Source organism: Bartonella australis AUST/NH1 (assembly GCF_000341355.1).
GTDB lineage: Bacteria > Pseudomonadota > Alphaproteobacteria > Rhizobiales > Rhizobiaceae > Bartonella > Bartonella australis.
Genome location: NC_020300.1, coordinates 981,195 through 1,001,951 on the forward strand (window position 1 = coordinate 981,195; position 20,757 = coordinate 1,001,951).

16 protein-coding genes and 3 tRNA genes are annotated in these 20,757 nt (G+C 41.4%); 7 read left to right on the top strand and 12 right to left on the bottom strand.

The genetic code is table 11. The annotated features are described in order from the left end of the window. Window positions 1-29 precede the first annotated feature (29 nt). From fusA to rpsL, 3 genes are read right to left on the bottom strand one after another with little or no spacing between them, the layout of a single operon-like run. Entirely contained in the window at window positions 30-2,114 is a 2,085-nt protein-coding gene (gene fusA / locus BANH1_RS04190) for an elongation factor G (protein WP_015398172.1), read from the bottom strand. 30 nt (window positions 2,115-2,144) lie between these two features. Beyond that, complete coding sequence (gene rpsG, locus BANH1_RS04195; RefSeq protein WP_015398173.1) at window positions 2,145-2,615, bottom strand: 30S ribosomal protein S7; 471 nt, start codon at window positions 2,613-2,615, stop codon at window positions 2,145-2,147. Between the two features lie 19 nt (window positions 2,616-2,634). Further along, window positions 2,635-3,006, bottom strand: a complete 372-nt coding sequence (gene rpsL, locus BANH1_RS04200) for a 30S ribosomal protein S12 (protein WP_015398174.1) — start codon at window positions 3,004-3,006, stop codon at window positions 2,635-2,637. Between the two features lie 510 nt (window positions 3,007-3,516). On the opposite strand from rpsL, the gene xth reads away from it, so the two are divergent. The 5 genes from xth (at window position 3,517) to BANH1_RS04225 (ending at window position 7,719) form a co-directional block, all read left to right on the top strand. Next, a complete protein-coding gene (gene xth / locus BANH1_RS04205; protein WP_015398175.1) occupies window positions 3,517-4,299 on the top strand; it encodes an exodeoxyribonuclease III in 783 nt (260 codons plus the stop codon). A gap of 142 nt (window positions 4,300-4,441) precedes the next feature. Beyond that, a complete protein-coding gene (locus tag BANH1_RS04210) occupies window positions 4,442-5,347 on the top strand; it encodes a transporter substrate-binding domain-containing protein (RefSeq protein ID WP_015398176.1) in 906 nt (301 codons plus the stop codon). Window positions 5,348-5,489: 142 nt separating this feature from the next. After that, window positions 5,490-6,242: an amino acid ABC transporter permease gene (locus BANH1_RS04215; RefSeq protein WP_015398177.1), complete on the top strand. Its 753-nt coding sequence runs from the start codon at window positions 5,490-5,492 to the stop codon at window positions 6,240-6,242. Between the two features lie 2 nt (window positions 6,243-6,244). Next, window positions 6,245-6,961 (top strand): amino acid ABC transporter permease, encoded by a 717-nt coding sequence (locus tag BANH1_RS04220; RefSeq protein WP_015398178.1) that lies wholly within the window; start codon window positions 6,245-6,247, stop codon window positions 6,959-6,961. Window positions 6,962-6,972: 11 nt separating this feature from the next. Then, window positions 6,973-7,719: an amino acid ABC transporter ATP-binding protein gene (locus tag BANH1_RS04225; RefSeq protein ID WP_015398179.1), complete on the top strand. Its 747-nt coding sequence runs from the start codon at window positions 6,973-6,975 to the stop codon at window positions 7,717-7,719. Between the two features lie 698 nt (window positions 7,720-8,417). On the opposite strand, the gene BANH1_RS04230 is transcribed toward BANH1_RS04225, so the two are convergent. The 5 genes from BANH1_RS04230 to BANH1_RS04250 all read right to left on the bottom strand — a co-directional run bounded on the left by BANH1_RS04230 (window position 8,418) and on the right by BANH1_RS04250 (window position 14,404). Continuing rightward, window positions 8,418-11,141, bottom strand: coding sequence for a valine--tRNA ligase (locus BANH1_RS04230; protein WP_015398180.1), 2,724 nt, complete (start codon window positions 11,139-11,141; stop codon window positions 8,418-8,420). Window positions 11,142-11,305: 164 nt separating this feature from the next. After that, entirely contained in the window at window positions 11,306-11,872 is a 567-nt protein-coding gene (locus tag BANH1_RS04235) for a DUF2497 domain-containing protein (RefSeq protein WP_015398181.1), read from the bottom strand. 224 nt (window positions 11,873-12,096) lie between these two features. After that, window positions 12,097-13,389, bottom strand: coding sequence for a TolC family outer membrane protein (locus tag BANH1_RS04240; protein ID WP_015398182.1), 1,293 nt, complete (start codon window positions 13,387-13,389; stop codon window positions 12,097-12,099). Window positions 13,390-13,445: 56 nt separating this feature from the next. Then, window positions 13,446-14,120 (bottom strand): protein-L-isoaspartate O-methyltransferase family protein, encoded by a 675-nt coding sequence (locus BANH1_RS04245; RefSeq protein ID WP_015398183.1) that lies wholly within the window; start codon window positions 14,118-14,120, stop codon window positions 13,446-13,448. Window positions 14,121-14,330: 210 nt separating this feature from the next. Continuing rightward, window positions 14,331-14,404: transfer RNA gene (locus BANH1_RS04250), tRNA-Cys, on the bottom strand. A 188-nt stretch (window positions 14,405-14,592) separates the two neighbouring features. Here BANH1_RS04250 and BANH1_RS04255 point away from each other — a divergent pair. Further along, window positions 14,593-14,667 (top strand) — tRNA-Asn (locus BANH1_RS04255). 385 nt (window positions 14,668-15,052) lie between these two features. On the opposite strand, the gene BANH1_RS04260 is transcribed toward BANH1_RS04255, so the two are convergent. The 3 genes from BANH1_RS04260 to ilvA all read right to left on the bottom strand — a co-directional run bounded on the left by BANH1_RS04260 (window position 15,053) and on the right by ilvA (window position 18,538). Continuing rightward, window positions 15,053-16,432, bottom strand: a complete 1,380-nt coding sequence (locus BANH1_RS04260) for a DEAD/DEAH box helicase (protein WP_015398184.1) — start codon at window positions 16,430-16,432, stop codon at window positions 15,053-15,055. Window positions 16,433-16,707: 275 nt separating this feature from the next. Next, window positions 16,708-17,238, bottom strand: coding sequence for a hypothetical protein (locus BANH1_RS04265; protein ID WP_015398185.1), 531 nt, complete (start codon window positions 17,236-17,238; stop codon window positions 16,708-16,710). Between the two features lie 34 nt (window positions 17,239-17,272). Further along, complete coding sequence (ilvA, locus tag BANH1_RS04270; RefSeq protein ID WP_015398186.1) at window positions 17,273-18,538, bottom strand: threonine ammonia-lyase IlvA; 1,266 nt, start codon at window positions 18,536-18,538, stop codon at window positions 17,273-17,275. A 160-nt stretch (window positions 18,539-18,698) separates the two neighbouring features. On the opposite strand from ilvA, the gene BANH1_RS04275 reads away from it, so the two are divergent. Beyond that, window positions 18,699-18,784: transfer RNA gene (locus tag BANH1_RS04275), tRNA-Leu, on the top strand. Between the two features lie 1,843 nt (window positions 18,785-20,627). Here BANH1_RS04275 and BANH1_RS07575 read toward each other — a convergent pair. Further along, on the bottom strand, window positions 20,628-20,750 hold the full coding sequence (locus BANH1_RS07575; protein WP_256378710.1) for a hypothetical protein: 123 nt from the start codon (window positions 20,748-20,750) through the stop codon (window positions 20,628-20,630). Window positions 20,751-20,757: the final 7 nt, after the last annotated feature.

Sequence of the window (20,757 nt, forward strand, 5' to 3'; positions counted from 1 at the left end):
CAAGTTTAAAATTAATGCACCCCAAAAAGTTACGCATATTTTTTCTGTATCTCCTGAGATACAGCTGAAGGAACAGGTTCGTAGTGATCGAATTGCATCGTATATTGAGCACGCCCCTGACTCATTGAGCGAAGCGTATTCACATAACCAAACATATTAGCCAAAGGAACCATCGCATTTACTACCGTCGCTATACCGCGCGCCTCAGTTCCCGAAATTTGACCCCTACGAGAATTTAGATCACCAATTACATCACCAACATAATCCTCCGGCGTCACAACTTCTACCTTCATAATCGGCTCCAAAAGCTGTGCACCGGCCTTTTGCGCCCCCTCCCGAAATGCAGCGCGCGAGGCAATTTCAAAAGCTAAAACAGAAGAGTCTACATCATGATAAGCACCATCGATCAGAGTAGCTTTTACACCAAGCATGGGAAAACCCGCAAGAGGCCCTGACCCCATAACACTCTCAATACCCTTCTGAACACCTGGGATATATTCTTTAGGAACCGCACCACCAACAATTTTTGATTCAAATATAAAATCATCACCATCATGAGGTTCAAAAATGATTTTCACGCGAGCAAATTGCCCGGCGCCGCCAGATTGCTTTTTATGAGTATAATCAATTTCTGCATTCTTGGTAATAGATTCGCGATAAGCAACCTGAGGCTGGCCAACATTAGCCTCAACTTTAAACTCACGCCTCATACGGTCAACAATAATATCAAGATGAAGCTCACCCATCCCAGCAATAATCGTCTGACCAGATTCTTCATCAGACTTAACGCGAAACGAAGGGTCCTCCGCCGCTAAACGATTAAGCGCAATACCCATTTTTTCTTGATCTGCTTTCGTTTTTGGCTCAATCGCAATCTCAATAACAGGTTCAGGAAACTCCATTCGCTCCAAAATAACAGGCTTCAAAGGATCACAAAGAGTATCGCCCGTTGTTGTTTCCTTAAGACCAGCAAGAGCAACAATATCACCAGCAAACGCCTCTTCAATATCTTCACGAGAATTCGAATGCATCTGCAACATACGTCCCAAACGCTCCTTCTTCCGCTTCACAGTATTTTCGAGAGAAATACCCTTCTGAACTTTACCAGAATAAATACGACAAAAAGTCAAGGATCCAACAAAAGGATCATTCATAATTTTAAAAGCGAGCATAGAAAGAGGAGCATCATCTGAAGATTCGCGCGTCGTCTCAAGCTCTGTCTTAACATCAATACCGCTGATAGCCGGAACATCAATCGGAGAAGGAAGATAAGAAACAACAGCATCCAAAAGCGGCTGCACTCCTTTATTTTTGAAAGCAGTACCACAAAGAACTGGATGAAACTGAACCTCTATAGTCCCCTTGCGGATAAGAGCCACAAGCTGCTCATTAGTTGGCATAACACCTTCCAAATACGCTTCCGTCGCAGCTTCATCAACTTCAACAGCCATCTCAATCATTTTTTCGCGATATTCTTCCGCCTTCTCTTTCAATTCAACGGGAATCTCACTTACTGTGGCCGAAGAACCAATGGAACCATCCCACTTCAACGCCTTCATCTCAATAAGATCAACGACGCCTTCAAAATCATTCTCAGAGCCGATAGGCAACTGAATAACCAGCGCCTTAGCACCTAGTCTGGAACCAACCATTTCCACACTACGATAAAAATCAGCCCCAATTTTATCCATCTTATTAACAAAAACCATGCGCGGCACGTGATATTTCTCAGCTTGCCGCCAAACAGTCTCTGTCTGAGGCTCCACACCGGCGTTTGCATCCAACAATGCTATTGCACCATCGAGGACACGCAAAGAACGCTCAACCTCAATCGTAAAATCAACGTGCCCAGGTGTATCAATGATATTAAAACGCCGCCTCCGACCATCAGACCCTTCCCAAAAAGTCGTCGTTGCAGCAGACGTAATCGTAATACCACGTTCTTGTTCCTGCTCCATCCAATCCATCGTAGAAGCGCCGTCATGCGTCTCCCCGATTTTATGATTCTTGCCAGTATAGAACAAAATACGCTCAGTCATCGTAGTTTTACCAGCGTCGATATGCGCCATAATACCAAAATTACGGTAGTCTTCGATTTTATATTCGCGAGCCATCTTACTTGCCTTAAATCCTCAAAAACACGCCTACCAGCGATAATGAGAGAACGCACGGTTGGCTTCAGCCATACGATGAACATCCTCACGCTTTTTCACTGCAGATCCACGATTATTAGCCGCATCAACTAACTCACCAGACAAACGATCAATCATTGTTGTTTCATTGCGCCCACGCGCCGCAGAAATCAACCAACGAATAGCAAGGGCTTGACGACGATCAGGACGCACATCTATTGGAACCTGATAAGTAGCACCACCAACACGACGTGAACGAACTTCAATATGCGGAGAAACATTCTCCAATGCCCTATGAAACAAAGCAATAGGATCTGTCTTTGCTTTACTTTCAACCGCATCAAGCGCACCATACACAATACGCTCAGCAACCGACTTCTTACCATCAAACATAATGGCATTCATAAATTTGGTGACAACCAAATCACCAAATTTTGGATCTGGATTAACTTCACGTTTTTCTGCTCTATGACGACGGGACATTAGCTTTGTCTCTCAATATTTATTTCGGACGTTTCGCGCCATATTTTGAACGGCGCTGTTTACGATTTTTGACACCCTGTGTATCAAGCAAACCACGAATAATGTGGTAACGGACACCAGGCAAATCTTTCACACGACCCCCACGAATCATCACAACAGAGTGCTCTTGGAGATTATGTCCTTCACCAGGAATATACCCGATTACCTCGAACCCGTTTGTTAAACGGACCTTAGCAACCTTACGAAGAGCAGAATTCGGCTTCTTCGGCGTCGTTGTATATACACGAGTACAAACACCACGCTTTTGCGGATTTGCCTGAAGAGCAGGAACCTTATTGCGTTTAACTGACGCTGTACGCGGCTTGCGAATCAACTGGTTTACGGTAGGCATAAAACCTTCCTCTTTCAATCTGCGTTCATCTTACCCACTTGGGCTTCTTCACTTGCACTTACTCTGATACAAATCAGAACAAACACTCAACCTTATACACAAAATCGGGCACGACTGCACGCACAGCTTACCCGACTAAAAGCAGAGGAGACAAAAAGCCTCTTGCACCAGCGTTTACTTTTAAATTCCCTAAAAGAAACCCTACTAATACAAACCCAGGGGCGAATACCCCAAACAACAACCACTTCTATACCGGTCGTGATGGTTTTTAATAGCGAGAACACATACACTCGTCAAGTACTAAACACCAGAAAGTTTACGAAAATGAAAATAAAACAATATTACGGCAATTTAACTTTAGTTTCTATAAAGCCTATTACTAATACTGAATCAAAGCGTCGCCATAATGACCATTAGTAATAAAAACGCCGTAGTATATTTGAGGGTAGTTGTTAATATCCGAGGATAGCAACTTGCTAATTACATTGTATAGTGCTTAAAGCTAACATCATGAAAATCGCAACATGGAATATTGCTGGGATAAGAGCGCGACATGAGACGTTACGTGGGTGGCTACAACAAAATCAACCTGATATAGTTTGCCTACAAGAGGTAAAAACTATCGATGAAAATTTTCCGCGCGAAGAAATTGAAAACTTAGGCTATCACATAGAAACACACGGCCAAAAAAATTTTAACGGAGTTGCAATTCTCTCTAAAAAAACGCCCGACGACGTTATCCGCCAATTACCAGGCGACGATAATGACAAGCAGGCGCGTTATATTGAAGCCGTTTACTCAACAAATAAAGGGGTTATTCGCGTCGCTTCCCTTTATCTTCCAAATGGAAATCCCGTAAACAGCGAAAAATATCCTTATAAAATGGAGTGGATGGAGAGATTGTACGCGCATGCGAGGTCGCTGTTAGCATACGAAGAACCTCTCGTTTTAGCCGGTGATTATAATGTTATTCCAGCCCCATTAGATGCAAAAAAACCTCAAGAATGGAATAATGATGCTTTATTTCTTCCGCAAACAAGGCAAGCATTTCAACGTATTGCTTATCTAGGTTTGTATGATGCCGTCCGCAGCGTCACAGATGATCCCGCATTCAGTTTTTGGGACTTCCAAGCCGGTGCATGGCCAAAAAATAACGGCATTCGTATTGACCACTTATTATTATCGCCGGAAGCCGCCGATCAACTTACTTGCGCCTACAGTCAAACAGAAGTAAGAGGATACAAAAAAACATCAGACCACGTCCCTGTTTGGATCGAGCTCAATTTAAATTAAGGAAGGTCAAAATCGATTTCGTTAAGGTAGTCCAAAAACATCTCGTCTAAAATAGTGAACAGATATGCTATACACTTACACGCGGGAGTGCGCTCTAAACATACTAATAAAAGAAAAAATTATAAAGCGAATAGAGGAAGTAATGAAAAAATCGCTGTCGGTACTCATTGCAATAGCCGTCATTGAGATGACAGGTGCAGCGCGAGCGAAAAGTGATACACTTGAAAAAATTAAAAATACGGGAGTAGTCACCTTAGGTGTTCGCGAATCGTCGGGTTTAGCTTATGCCCTTGGTAACGGTAAATATACAGGATTCCATACGGAAATGGCGGAACATATCGTTGGTGACATTGCGAAAAAAATAGGAAGGAAGATTGAAATTCATTATCTCCCTATCACATCGCAAAATCGGATTCCCTTACTACAGAATGGTACCTATGATTTTGAGTGTGGTTCTACAACGAACGATTCTGCCCGCCGTAAAGAAGCGGCATTTACTTATACAACCTACGTTGAAGAAGTCCGAATCGCCGTTAGAAGGGGCTCTAATATCAGATCTATTGAGGATCTAAACGGTAAAACAGTCGCAACGACCACTGGCACGACCTCTGTTCAACTTATCCGTAAAAATAAACGTGCCAAAGATATAAATTTTAAAGTCTTAAACGGTAAAGACCATGGAGATAGCTTCCTGTTTCTAGAATCCGGGCGCGCTGACGCATTCGTCATGGACGCGTCAATTCTTGCAGGCCATATCGCTAAATCAAAAAATCCATCCGATTATGTGATTCTCGATAATGTACTTTCCGTCGAACCTATCGCGTGTATGCTCCGTTTAAATGATAAAAACCTTGAACAAGCAATTAACGATAGTATCGTGCGCCAAATCAACGATTCTTCGCTCGAAAAGCTTTACAATAAATGGTTTATGAAACCAATTCCTCCCGCAAATATCGTGGTTAACCTTCCATTGTCTCAATCGACGTTACACGCTTGGAAATACCCAAACAATAAGCCTCGAGAGGAATATACTGAAAACCACCTGTAAAATAAAAAAAGATGGCCGCTCTCTTTGAAAATTTGGATATAGTTATATTTTGATTAATTTTTAGCCAAATTTGGCGTATGTAAATTATGGCTAATTTATCCACCTTATCTAAAGGGCGATCGGCTTTAGGAAATATCAATTAATGGACTTTTCTTTCCTGTGCATGGATGATCTTGATCAAACACTGGTGGCTGGGTGCCTCGGGACCCCTGGCGTGAGTCATACTTATTTAGATACATTACTCGATGGCTTAAGAAATACAGTTGTATTATCAATCTCCTCGCTGATATTGGCAATATTTGTCGGTGTCATCGTCGGAACGATACGCACCCTACCCGATACCTCTGTAACTAATCGCATACTTCGCGCTATTGGTCGTATTTGGGTAGAAATGATGCGTAATATTCCTCTGCTTGTACAAGTATTTTTATGGTATTTTGTCGTACCTAAAATTTATCCACCAGCAATGAAATTTTCACCTATTTTATTAATAACTTTTGCATTGGGCTTCTTCACGTCCGCTCGCATCGCCGAGCAAGTACGCTCAGGCATTGAAGCTATTCCTTCTGGGCAACGTTACGCGGCTATGGCACTGGGTTTTAACACTTACCAAAGTTACCGCTACATCATATTACCGCGTGCTCTCCGTACAATCATACCACCTCTTACTTCAGAGGCTATGGGCATCGTAAAAAATTCATCGATAGCATTCGCTGTTTCTATCAATGAATTAATGCAGTTTCAGTACCAAACAATTGAGGAAGTGAGTCATGTTTACGAAAATTATCTACTTGTAACAGTTCTGTATATTATCATAGCCTTGTTTATATTCGCCATTATCACAATGATCGAGCGAATGCTTAAAATTCCCAAGTTTCAATCGGAGAGGCGCTAAATATGATAAATTTTGTGAGCTCTCATTTTTCAGCTTATTTTCCTTTTAATTTCTCGGATTTCGATTTTTCGTTTTTTACCTTTAATATATTCCGTTCTTACATTCTTTCAGGTTTGCTTTTTAGCGTTTTTTTAACGCTTTTTGCGACGATATTCGGACTTATTTTGGGCTTGCTTTTGACGATGATGCGGCTCTCTTCCATAAAAACTGTCTCTTTACTCGCGGTAATTTACATAACGGCTATGCGCTCAATACCGCTTGTTATGGTTATCTTATGGTTTTTTGTTCTTCTACCCTTCTTAATTGGCACGTCAATCGGTGCGGATAAATCAGCATTAATCACTTTTACCGCATTTGAAGCGGCTTATTTTGCTGAAATTATGCGCGCTGGCATACTTTCAATCCCTCAAGGGCAAAAATACGCGGGACAAGCTCTCGGAATGACATATTGGCAAAATATGTACATCGTGGTCCTCCCTCAAGCCTTTAGGGACATGCTCCCGGTCTTTTTGACGCAAATCATTATTCTTTTTCAAGATACCACTCTTGTTTATGCAATTAGTGGCAGTAGCCTTTTGAACGGATTTGATATCGTTTCTAACAATTTCGGTGTAAAGCAAGAAGCCTATATTTTGGCAGCCGTTTTCTATTTTATTATCTGTTTTACACTGTCGCAAATGGTTTTATATCTGCAAAAAAAGATATCCATTATTCGCTAACGGGGAAGAAAATGTCCACTCATATGATCGAAATAAAAAATGTTTCTAACTGGTATGGTGAGATTAATATTCTCAAAAACTGCACGGCCAACATCGATAAAGGGGAAACCGTCGTAGTCTGTGGACCATCAGGTTCAGGCAAATCAACATTTATAAAAACTATTAACGCCTTGGTACCCTTCCAAAAAGGAGAAATTTGGATTGATGGAATACCGGTCCACTCAAAACAGACAAATCTTTCAAAATTACGCAGTCGCGTAGGAATGGTGTTTCAACACTTTGAGCTTTTTCCGCACTTATCCGTTACAGAAAACCTGACAATCGCACAAATTAAAGTTCTAAAGCGCAGTAAGAAAGAAGCACTTGAACGCGGATTGCTCTATCTCGAACGCGTTGGACTTATTGAGCATAAAGATAAATACCCCGGTCAGCTTTCTGGAGGTCAACAACAACGTGTCGCCATTGCGCGCGCATTAACAATGGACCCTCTTGTAATGCTTTTTGATGAGCCAACCTCTGCTCTTGATCCCGAAATGGTGAGCGAAGTATTGGATGTTATGATCGATTTAGCCGAGGAAGGCATGACGATGATTTGTGTGACCCATGAAATGGGCTTCGCTCGGAAAGTATCAAAGCGCGTAATTTTTATGGATCAAGGAGAAATTCTCGAAGATTGTTCATCCAAGGAATTTTTCTCTGATCCACAAGCTAGAATGCCGCGTACACAGGAATTTTTATCAAAGATTCTGAATCGTTAATCTTAATTATCGTAGTATAATTCAGGTTATTTCTAAAGGAAATGCGGGCATGAAAACGAGTTTTTGTGTTCAAGTCTGAGAGTATTCAAAAAATTATATCTTTGATAAAATTAACAAGTAGCGAGGCTATCGTGCACAATCTAGGCTTATATTAAATAGTTAATAGCCGGTTTTTGCGTGAGATAAATCTGGCTCGGCTTTTTGGAAACTGCCGCCGATTCCGCTGCGCTATGCGTCACTCATCTACCCAATATAATAGTTCCAACATAAACCTAAGCAGGAAGCTCTCTCTTCTTAACTAAAAGACGAAGTCATCGTGCTATCTTACGTAAAACTTTCCTCTATCTCTCTGCTTAAAAACGTCTTTTTTCGGTGAGTTTAGATCCAAAAGTCTTTTAAATCTTGGCACCTTATACATGAAAGCCAGCCGTGCGAAAAAAATCAATAACCTATTAAGCGCCTTTATAAACTGTTGTTTATTTGTCGTATAAATAACAGAGAGGTAAACCTCTTAACGAAGTTAATTCTGCTTCATTTCGTCGTCGTAGCCGCCGTAAATACGTGCACGGAACTTTTTTGTTCTGTATCAGGAATAAAGTATTTAAAACACAAAAATTTTGTAAAACACGCAGATCATCAAAAATGCCACCTCTAAAAAAGATTCGACGTTTACAAAAAGAATAAAAAGAGGATTTTAACTAACTTAACCGCCCTAAGGCGACGGATATTCTTTCTTTTGCTGCACACAAATCTGTAATTCTTGCACGCTCAACCTCGACAACTTCTGGCCTTGCATTTTCTATAAATCGCGGATTATTCAATTTAACTAACGTTTTTTCAATATGTTGTTGGATTTTGTCGATATCTTTGAGCAAACGCGCGCGTTCAGCGTTTAAATCGATTAATTGTCCCAGTGGCAAACAAAAAGTTGTTCCTCCTAAGATTATTTGCGCAGACATAGCCGGAGCGTTATCAGAGAACTGGATCATTTCTATACGCGCTAATCTTTTAAGAACGGCATCATAACGTTGTACGCGTTCCTGTATTTTTTCGCTCCCCTCTATGATTACGAGAGGCGCCAATGCAGCCGCCGGAATATTCATTTCAGAGCGCACGGAACGAATCTCACTGACAACACCAATAAGCCAATTAATATCGGAGGCAGCCGCCTCGTCTATAAATGTTGCTTGTGGCCACCTCGTCAACGCCAACATATCCTCACGCTCCGTGCCTTGCATTGCGGTAAGAGACCACAATTCTTCTGTTATATGAGGCATGAAAGGATGAAGCAGTTTATAAACTTCATCAAGAACCCAAGCAGTACACGCCTGCGCTTCTTTTTTAGAATCCCCATCCGGGCCTTGAAATACAGGCTTAAGAAGTTCTAGATACCAATCGCATAATGTATGCCAAATAAAGCGGTAAAGTGCGCTAGCGGACTCATTGAATTTATAGTTTTCGATACCCTCAGTCACTTCTAAAACTGTTTTAGATAACTCCGTTAAAATCCAACGATTAAGCGCAAACTTCGCTTTTGCTGGCTTAAAAGCCAAATCATGTTTAGCACCATTCATTTCTGCAAACCGCGCGGCGTTCCATAATTTTGTAGCAAAGTTGCGGTAGCCCGCGACGCGCGATGGGTCGAGCTTTACGTCACGACCCTGCGCTGCCATGATAGCCAAAGTGAAGCGCAATGAGTCCGCGCTATATTGGTCAATTAATTCCAATGGATCAATAATATTTCCCTTCGACTTTGACATCTTTGCTCCCTTCTGGTCTCGTACGAGAGCGTGCACGTAAACAGTCGGAAAAGGTACGTCACCCATAAAATGAATACCCATCATTATCATACGAGCAACCCAGAAAAAAATAATATCAAACCCGGTAACCAATAAAGATGTCGGATAGAAAGTTGCTAACTCATCAGTTTTATCAGGCCAACCCAACGTTGAAAAAGGCCAAAGAGCCGATGAAAACCAAGTATCCAAAACATCTTGATCACGCGTTAAGCTAACTTCTTTACCATAATAAGAAAAAGCTGCGGCCTCAGCTTCTTCTTCACTTTTCTCAACGAAGATCGTATGATCGGGACCATACCAAGCCGGAATTTGATGCCCCCACCATAACTGACGAGAAATACACCAGGGTTGAATATTCTGCATCCAATTAAAATAGGTCTTTTCCCAATTAGCTGGGACAAACCGTATTTTTCCTTGATGGACAGCTTTCATCGCTGGTTTTGCTAATTCCGCCGCATCGAGATACCATTGATCCGTTAGGAGCGGTTCAATAGGCACTCCGCTTCGATCACCGTGAGGAACGGAATGAAGGTGATTATCAATGGTTACAAGATATCCCCCCTTTTCCATCAAAGAAACGATCCGGTCTCGCGCTACAAAACGGTCAGATTGCTCCAAATCCTCCACTAATTCCCTTAATTTATCTGATAAAATTAAACCTTCAAAAAACGCCCCATTATCGCGCAAAAAAATCTCGGCCTTTTGCGTAAAAATATTAATTAAGCGCAAATTATTACGCTGCCCCACCTCAAAGTCATTGAAATCATGCGCTGGTGTAATTTTCACAGCGCCGCTTCCTTCTTCAGGATTGGCATATGAATCGGCAACTATCGGTAATTTACGGCCAACAAGCGGCAAAATAGCATTTTGGCCTATAAGATTTTTATAACGGCTATCTTCTGGGTTAACCGCAATTCCAGTGTCACCGAGCATTGTTTCAGGCCTCGTTGTCGCAACCGTTATAAAAGTAGTAGCATCGTCCGGATTAAAAACTTTTCCTTCAAGCGGATATCTAAAATGCCACAAATAGCCTTTAACTTCTTTTGGCTCAACTTCAAGATCTGAAATAGCCGTCAACAATTTTGGATCCCAGTTCACCAAACGCTTGTCTTTATATATTAACCCTTGTTTATAAAGCGAGACAAAAACCTCACGGACAGCTCGAGACAACCCCTCATCCATCGTAAATCGTTCGCGTGACCAATCACACGAAACACCGAGACGCCGCAGCTGATCGGCGATAACACCGCCCGTTTCGCGACGCCATTCCCAGATACGCTCAATGAATTTTTCCCTGCCCATTTCCCAACGTGTCGGCTCTTTACACTCGAAAAGCCGACGCTCGACAACCATCTGCGTCGCGATCCCAGCATGATCCATACCCGGCTGCCATAAAACATTCTTGCCACACATCCGCTGGAAACGCACTATGATATCTTGAATGGTCGTATTTAAAGCATGCCCCATATGAAGCGAACCCGTGACGTTCGGTGGTGGGAGCATAACGCAAAAAGGCTCGGCATCTAATCCTGAACCCGCCCCTGCTTTAAAAGCGCCACGGGCCTCCCATTTTTCCGCGATCCTCGACTCTATAGAAGCGGCATCATAGTTTTTTTCTAGCATTCTCAACCTATCTACTCGGAACACCGCTGGAAAACGCAGCCCCCCACCACTCTTCGGTCATAGCATCTGCAAATGACATTTACCCAAAATAGCTCTACAAAACGGACCGCTTTATGGCAAAAAGTAAAACACCAAGCTACTAAAAGCAGTAAATAAACGGGTAGTTAAGGCAAATTTTTAACTGCTTTAGCGACTTCTTCACGCAGAATCTCATCAATCAAAACAGGCAGTTGCCCCTTCAACCATTTTGCTATAGCGGGACGCAAAATATCCTTCGCAATTTTCTCCACAGCGGAAGCGCAATCTGCGGACAACTCTACACGATCAGGAGCCGAATTTTCTTGCCGCGGTGCAGACTCTTCACAATCATACTTTTCTTCTTTATGAGCAGAAGGTCGCTCTCCAGAAAAAAAATTCACCTCCTGCATATTCGCACGGACTGTACCGTCTCCCCCATTCGCATCGTCTTTTACTTGCATCAAAGAAGAATCCCGATCCTCAGAAGAAATACCGATACGATCGGCCAAAGCCTTCATGGCATCATCAACAGACGAAGCTCCTTCATAAATACTTTCAGGCGGCGCTTTCGAGTAATCTGTAGGACCACCTGCTGTAGCACTTTCATTCGAGAAGTGATCAACTTGAATTGCGTTCTCTTCGATTATCTCACGAATAGACGTCAAAATTTCGTCCATACTTGGCTCACACAACGCACCCGAATTCTGTACCATACTTCAAACCCTCTTCAAAAACGCGACAAGCAGAATCACTAACTCAGTGTAAACAAAAGAATCACAAGATCAACACACTCTCTCACACCGCTTATAGTACCGCATAATCTTCTTTTCTATAACAACACTAAAACGCCAAACTTCTCTGCATAATCCGCCGCCAATTTATTCGTCCCTTGAAAATTAAAATTATGCCTACACGTGCAAAACTATTTTTTATGCCCTTAGCGAATATATTGGGCCACCTTCACGCCCAAATAATCCGCAGTTAATTTGCCAATAGAAGACTGAACACTATAGCTGGCAATGACAGCATCGCGTTCGGCAGTCGCTAATGCAATTTGAGCATTAATTAATTGGGTCCGAGAATTTAATACATCTAACGTAGTCGCTTGCCCCACGCGGTTCTCCTGTATACGGCCTTTAAAAGCAACTTCGGCGGCGCGAACACTCTCGCGATAAGCAACGACAGACGCGCGAGCGCCTTCCAGTTGAAACCAAGAAGAAGTCAGCGCCTGTCTCATGTCGCTGTGGGCAAGATCAAGCTGCAGGCGGGCTTGCTCATGGGCTTCTTTCGCTTGGCGAACCTGCGCGGACGCGCGGCCACCCTCAAAGATCGGGACGCTAACTGAAAGCCCCACTGACTGAGAAAACCCATTCTCTCCGGGACCACTATAAATCCGGTTGTAAGACGTCGTTGCAGAAAAATCAACTTTTGGGAGGAACTCCCCTTCTTTTGCTTTTACATTATAGGAACTAGCATCGGTCAAATATCTTGCATAGAGAATTGCCGGATGCATGATACTGCCAATTTTATAAGCAACATTGAGATCCGCGGGCAGCTCTTTTGCCGCCAGTGGGCGTTCTAATTCTCCTGGATCAGAGCCGATGATTTTCCGATACATCGCTTCTGCCGACTTTATATTGGCGCGTGCAAGGCTGAGCTCAGAGACAGCGATAGAGTACGCAGCCTGTGCTTGGGCAAAGTCAACACGCTCTCCTTCCCCTACATCAAGTTTTGCTTTATTTGAACGAACTTGCTCTTCCAAAGCTGCCAAATTTTCTCGGCGAAGAGCGGCAACACGGCGCGCTTGGTATAGATTGGCATATGCAGTTACAGCGTCTAAAAACATATTTTGCTCAGCGTTTCGAAGATATTCACGCTGCGCCCGCATTTTAACTTGAGCTGAAAAAAATAGATTCTGTGTGGACAAACCATCAAACAACCGTTGACTTAATTTTATCCCTATAGAACCAGAAGAACCATGCAATCCCGAAACGTCCTTATGCCAACCGTAGCTTCCAACTCCTTCGATCCGCGGAAAAAGCCCCGAACGTGCAATGACTAAGTCGTCATCAGATATACGTGCCGCTGCACGCTCGCTATTTAACTTAGCATTCTGAGTATAAGCTTTAGTGAAAGCACCCACTAACGTCTCTGCATAAACCGATCTTGATGTAAAAATACCCAATGTCAGCAACAAACATATTTGAAGCTTTTTATTTATTTTAAGCATGACACAAATCCTAAACTAGCCATACACCCACCCATCATTAATGAAAGAAATAAACGTTAAAATACAAAATCAGGCACCTTTAAAAACTCAGGGAGGCATTTTACGGACAGATTAAAAGCGCGGCGGTTGGAAATAATTCCATTGTTTTTTATATAAATTCGTGCAACTCCGGCGTTACCATGCCCTTCAACCGCAACAAGACGTCCACCTTCTTTCATTTGTCCCAAAATTCCATCAGGGATAAAATCAACAGCACCCTCAATAAAGATAACATCGTAGGGTTTCCCAGCTGCATATCCCTGCTCCAATGGCCCATGAGCGACCATTACATTATCACATCGATGATATTCTAAAAGCTCGGCCGCTCGTTTTGAAAGTATTTTATTGCTTTCCAACGCAACCACACTCCCAGCAAGCTTTGAAAGCAATGCCCCGCAATAACCACTATTGGCGCCGATATCTAAGACAACGTCCGACGGCTTGATAGCTGCAAGCTGTAATAACTTCGCTAAAGGTGCAGGCTTCATCAAATAGCGTGCGGGCGAGTTTTCTTGCGCTGGGGATACCATAATATCGGCATCAAGGTAACTCAAATTTTTAATTTCTTCTGGTACAAAATCTTCACGCGGTACCGCCAAAAACGCCTCAAGAACCGATAAATTCGTTACATCCATTGTCCGAATTTGATTATCAACCATTCTGCGGCGAAGCTCTGCAAAATCTGCGACCATAACTAGCCCTTTCCCCCATATATGGTAAAAACTACGACAAAACGCCAATAATCCGGGAGCTAAATATCTTTCACTTTGGGTGTGACAAAAAAGTACGCCACAGTCAACAATAAGATTTTAATTGTGTTAATTTTCACGAGTAGGTTCTTTTATTAGGAGGGCAAATAGTTTATTGAAGATCCTCCTAAAAGGCCTCTCAATTAAGGTGACTGGAGGCCTTGCCCGGAATCGAACCGGGATACAAGGATTTGCAGTCCTCTGCGTAACCATTCCGCCACAAGGCCTCGTCAATAAACATGACGCTTGTCAATAAGGGAAGGCGGTTCATTCGTCAAGGTACAGAAATCTCCTCCGGCCTTTTTTATTTCTCTTATACAGTTTCTGACATTTTTTTATAAAAAAATATTTTTTACCCTTTGCAAATCGGCAGCGCTTTGCTATAGCCCTTGCGTGTTGGGCAAATTAATGCTGTTCCCCGGTAGCTCAGCGGTAGAGCAACCGGCTGTTAACCGGTTGGTCGCTGGTTCGAATCCGGCCCGGGGAGCCACGTGTCCTTTATAACGCGTATATTTTGTATTTTTGAAGTTGAAGAGTGGGATTCTGACATCCCGTGTTTGGGTCGCTTTATGCGAAAAATAGCGTTAAATCCAGAACTTTAAAAAACTCAAACACAAAGCGTTGAAATCAGGGCCTGTTCCCCTCCTCCGCACATCTCGGACTCCTCGTAGTCGCTTAAAAGATCAAGTAAAAGCTAGTGATGAAAAAGTCACAACGAAAAACGCTTTACCGACCTGTACCCTTACCTTCGCATCAAAGAAAAAAAAGATAATAACCACCTTGCAGCACGCAGACCTCAGTGCAACCGATGTTTGTGCCCACACAAAAAAAATCTGTTTCCCCTTTTACATCAAGATACAAGGTTAAATAACCGATTAACGCACCGGCTCGCGTAGTCGAAGCGATCTCACGCGTTTCGCTGTTTCTTTTGCCTTTTTGTGCCTCGCACTTTTAGATGAAGAATTTTTATGGCATAATTGCGACTGCGCGACTTTATCCGTACAATTAAAAGTTGAATTTTGACGTTTTAGTTTTCTAAAACGCCGCGACTTGCCACTTTTTTGCCCCTCACCTTCCGAAATAAACGGTTTTTCTGGCGATACTGCAAATTGTGGCAAAATATTCCCACGCACTAATTTTGCGCGAATTAAACGTTCTACAGCGTGTAAACGCGCCTGCTCTATCCCCTCGTCAAAAAGTGTAATCGCCTCGCCAAAAGCGCCATTACGCCCCGTGCGGCCAATGCGATGCACATAATTTTCAGCTTCATCTGGTAAATCATAATTAATAACGTGGCTAATTCCCGGTATATCGAGACCACGCGCAGCAATATCAGTTGCGACAAGAATTTTCACGGCTCCTTCGCGAAAGGCCTTCAACGCACATTGCCGAGCATTGTGCGATTTATTTCCATGAATCGCGGCGACAGAATGTCCCGCCCTTTCCAGATAACGCGCGACAGCATCAGCACCATGTTTGGTTCGAGTAAAAACAACGACCGAAACAAAATCTGGATTTGTCAAAAATTTATTCAAAACATTCTTTTTCTCTCTCACGGGTACGCAATACAATTTTTGCGTAATTTCCGCAGCAGTAGTTCCTTGAGGCGCCACCTCTATCTTCACTGGCTCATTCAATAAATTATTTGCAAGCGCAGTGACTTCTTTCGGCATTGTGGCAGAAAAAAGCACCGTCTGGCGCTCTTCATGCAAAAGTTTTGCAATTTTCTGCACATCATTAACAAAACCCATATCTAGCATACGGTCAGCTTCATCCAGCACCAAAAAACGGGAATGAGAAAGATCTATATATTTTTCGCGGACGAGATCCATTAAGCGTCCCGGCGTTGCGACTAAAACATCTACACCTGATTTCATACGTTTAATTTGCGCAAAACGTGATACCCCACCTAAAATTAAACATGTCGAAAGATGTGCCCCTTTTACAATGATATTAATCGATTCCTCGATCTGAACGGCAAGTTCGCGTGTAGGAGCTAAAATCAAAGCACGTGCTGTTTTAGGATGGCGCTTATCACCCGCAGCTAAAATCCGGCTCAAAATGGGCAAACTAAATGCCAATGTCTTTCCAGAGCCCGTCTGGGCAATACCCAAAACATCTTTCCCTTTCAGCATCATTGGAACAGCTTGTTCTTGGATAGGGTTAGGTTTTTTTATGCCGGCACTAAGGAGATTCTTAACTAAGAGGGTAGGCAGGCCCAGTTCTGTAAAAAAATTTTTTTCATCTATATTCAAAATAAAATCTTTCCCAAGCTCAACAATTACGAGCGAATAACTCAGCTAAACAACGCTACTCGACTGAGATCTTAATATTTATTTGCGAGGCAATACTCGAGACAAAAAAAGAGTTTCATGCACAAGCATCCAGAACATCGAAATAAAGAGATATCATTTATTCAATGGAAATTACTCAATCAACTCGGGCGCCCCCACCTTTACAGCTGAATTAAAGTAAAAAACTACCCCGCGCAAGTGCTCAGTATAAACAGGAAGAATGCTATTTTAATCTTTTATTTTTTCATTACCATCTCTTTCGGCAAATTGATTCCGTTTAAGCTAGGATAAATCTCAAGGAAAACCGAATTTTGTACAGTCTTTTGTCCTCCGTAGATTAAATGCCACCCAGCTTCATCAATAATCGCCAATGTTTTGTACTGAATAATACGATCTTCTGTCGAAAGCGTAGTCGGAATCAAAGCATAAAAAGTACCGTTATCGGTTTGTCGGTAATCTATTTTTGTTTCATCTAAACGATAAGCGCCAACAGGCAAATTTTCAAATTGATCCTGTAATTGTTTAAGAAGACCACTACGCAAAGCGACCTCTGTCGTATTTAATCGGCGTGCCATCTCTTTGTAGAGTCGATCAGGCATATTAGCAGAAATAACTTCAAAATTGCCACTTTGTACGGCATTATTGATATCAATAACTAAATTTGAAAGCTCGGTTTTCTGTACAATTGTTAGCTCTGCTGCTAAACTTTGTTGATCAATACTTAGCAGCCAAAATACACTCAACACGAAATAAAAAACAGACTTCATTTTATTCTCTTAAATTTTTAGCAAAAGTAGACTCTTAAACGACAAAATCGAATAAGGTCTGATCATGCGTAATATCATGATAACGCCAACCTAAAGTTTTAAATTTCTTCTCTAATAAGGAAAAATTATCATATTTCTTTGTTTCAATTGCAATCAATACAGAACCAAAATTTCTAGCTGATTTTTTGAGATATTCAAAGCGCACGATATCATCATCTGGAGATAATTGAGTAAGGAAACTACGCAACGCGCCAGGATGCTGAGGAAAACTGAAGATAAAATATCTCCTCAATCCCTGAAAACGCAAAGCACGCTCTTTAATGTCGGGCAAACGCTCAAAATCAAAATTACCACCTGAAACAACCAAAAGAATTTTTTTGCCCTTCAACTCTCGGCGGGAAATACTGTTGAGAGCATCAATTGATAGCGCACCGGCTGGCTCAAGGACTACACCTTCAATATTGAGCATTTCAACCATTGTAAAACAAACTCGATTTTCGGGGACCGTAATAACAGAATCTGGTAAAAACTGCTTCAAGATAGCATAATTTAATGTGCCAATTTCAGCCACAGCCGCCCCATCTACAAACGTATTGATGTCATCAAGTTTGGTATGTCTTCCATTATTTAAGCATGCAGATAAACTTGCAGCTCCTTGCGGCTCAACAAAACGGAGTTTTGTCTTCCAACTATATTCACGTAAAAAATTGCTTACACCGCTAGCCAGACCGCCGCCACCCACAGGTACAATAATCAAATCTGGCTCATTTTTTCCATTAAGTTTTTCCCACTGTAAAGCGGCTTCGCACAAAACTGTTGCCTGCCCTGTAATAACGTGGATATCATCAAAAGGTGGTGCCATCACTCCTCCACCCTCAGCAACAAAATATCGCGCCGCCGCGTAGCATTGATCGAATGTATGACCAACTAAACGGATTTCAATAAATTCCTTACCGAAGATTCGCGTCTTCTCAACTTTTTGCTGCGGTGTTGTCGTAGGCATAAAAATAATGCCTTTGCGTTTAAAATGACGGCAAGCAAAAGCGACCCCTTGCGCATGATTACCTGCTGATGCGCAAACAAATGCCGCGTCTTGGGGTATCTTATCTAGCATCTGCGAAACAAAATTGAGGGCACCGCGAATTTTATATGACCGCACGGGCGTTAAATCTTCGCGCTTTAAGTAAATTTCTGCATCATATTTTTGACTAAGAAAGTCATTTCTTTGTAGTGGTGTTTCAGTAAAAACATTATGTAAAGCCTTCATAACTTTACTCACATCCTGAACAAATTTATTCATAGCACCAAACCATTTTCCCGCTTTGTGAATACTGTATAAATTTCTTTTAACCACGAAGATAATTATTGCCAGTCAAAACTTTATCAAAGGGCAAAGAGATTTCCTTTTATTATTAATTCTTGATTCAGCAAAAGATATAGCTTATGAGGGACCCGTCATTGCGGACGTGATGAAATCGGTAAACATAGCAGACTTAAAATCTGCCGGCCTAAGGCCTTGCGGGTTCAAGTCCCGCCGTCCGCACCATTTCCCTTTTTAGATTCTATTTGGCTATTTCGTATCTAAATTATTATCTTTATCATTCAGATACTTGTTTTTGTTATTTTTAATTAATAAACAACTAAGTTGTAGCACGACGAGAACTAAATTAAGATTTTAAAAGTTAAAGGGTGAATTTTTCATTCTGCTATCAACCACTGATAGCAGTCGGTGTGTAATTCCGGCAAGTATCCGTGTTACTTTTTTTTACGAGCCAATTCACAGTAACACCACACCATTTATAAAACTGTGCTAGTTGATCTATAACATATTTTTACAAACTACTCTCCAACCATTTTAGTAAGTTTATGTTCCCCTGCATCCTACTTTCATAAAAAATATTAAACTATTTTATTAAAATATAATATTTACTCATTGATTTTCATCATATATTTTTATTAATTAAGAAATAACCCTTATTAAAAACGCAAACGACAAAATAGCCTTTAAGATGGCCTGTAACTATCTGAGCAATTTTCAAAAATATCTGAAATGCGCTCTCTTACATAATAATAAACGGGCGGGCTTTTAAACTGATATTCTTCATAGCCCCCGAAAATCTGCGTTGCTTAACGTAACTTATAATCATTTTGACGTAATCACTCGCGCTGGGGTTATCCTCCTCTTCGCGCATCATCACTGTATAGCCCGGCTAATTGATAAATTGGCGGATAAAGAATCAATTAAGCAAATAAATAGGCATATTTTCCATTCGAAGATCAATAACAATTGCTACGCTGAACTCAGTCCAAACACAAAAACTAAAACTGCCGACTAACGTGCCTGGTTCGCATAAAATACGGTGACAATCGAATTGAAGAAAGCATTACTAAGCACTTTCTACTTGCCCCACCGTTTTCGCTTTTAAATAGGACTATTATAATGGAAACTTAATTAATTTTATTTTAAAATTATATTTTAATACAATGTCTTATGTCGTTTTTTTTATAAAAATACACTATCAATCATAATTTACTCTGCGAGGAAACTTACTGAACTGACGTAACTCAAAAATACACCCACCATAAGGAAGATCTTTGATATAATGTGGAGAATACGTACATAAAACGACTAAGACAGTGCTCTAGCTCACGCAGGAGGCAGCCAAGGTTCAAATAAAATTATAAGAAACAGAATCTCTGCTCAAATCTGTGAAGACGCGCTCATCTTCTGATTTATCCATTAAATGCCTCCAGAAAAATTCGATTTCTTATTTAAAATTTACTAACAAATATTTGCTAATATTAGATAATATAACGAATAAAATATGTGATTAGTAATCATCTCGCTATCATAATTTACGAATTTATACCCCCCCTGCATGAGCGCTAAATACACCGCCAATCTCCAAAATAATAGAAAAGTAAATGTATATGTGCCTCAAGAATAAGGGCGAAGAATGCTCCTCATCGAATACGTTGATACGAAATTAATTTTTATAAAATAAACCTATAAAAGCTTTCCCTCATTCCATAATACTGCTAAAGAAGAAACTGAAATAAGCTAAAATTAATAAAACGAAGGAAGCTTCTCGGCATGTTTTTTTTGCGCTTACATTGCAAAAAAGGGAATTTCCTTCCTTTTGCAATCTGGTTTCTTTTGAGTATTTGGTTGACCAGTAATCTAAAAATGCATTTTCATTTAATCAAACAATGGTACGCTAATGATACGATTAATGCCAGCATACTTTATCCGCAAAATAAGTACAATCAGTCGGGCTTTATAACGGGCGCAGATAAAAAATTTGCAGAACTTCATACATATCACACCCCCCCCGCTACAGCCTTTCAAGGCGCACCGGCGTTGAATATATTCCCGAATCTCACTATCATTAACTATGCACAACTTCGCGATTTTCAGCCCCAACATTTTTTACATCAACGCGCTCCTCCCCTTGCTTGATCTGCAAAATCACCATCCTAACTTTACTCCCGCGCTCAACTTTAATAACCATTTAATCG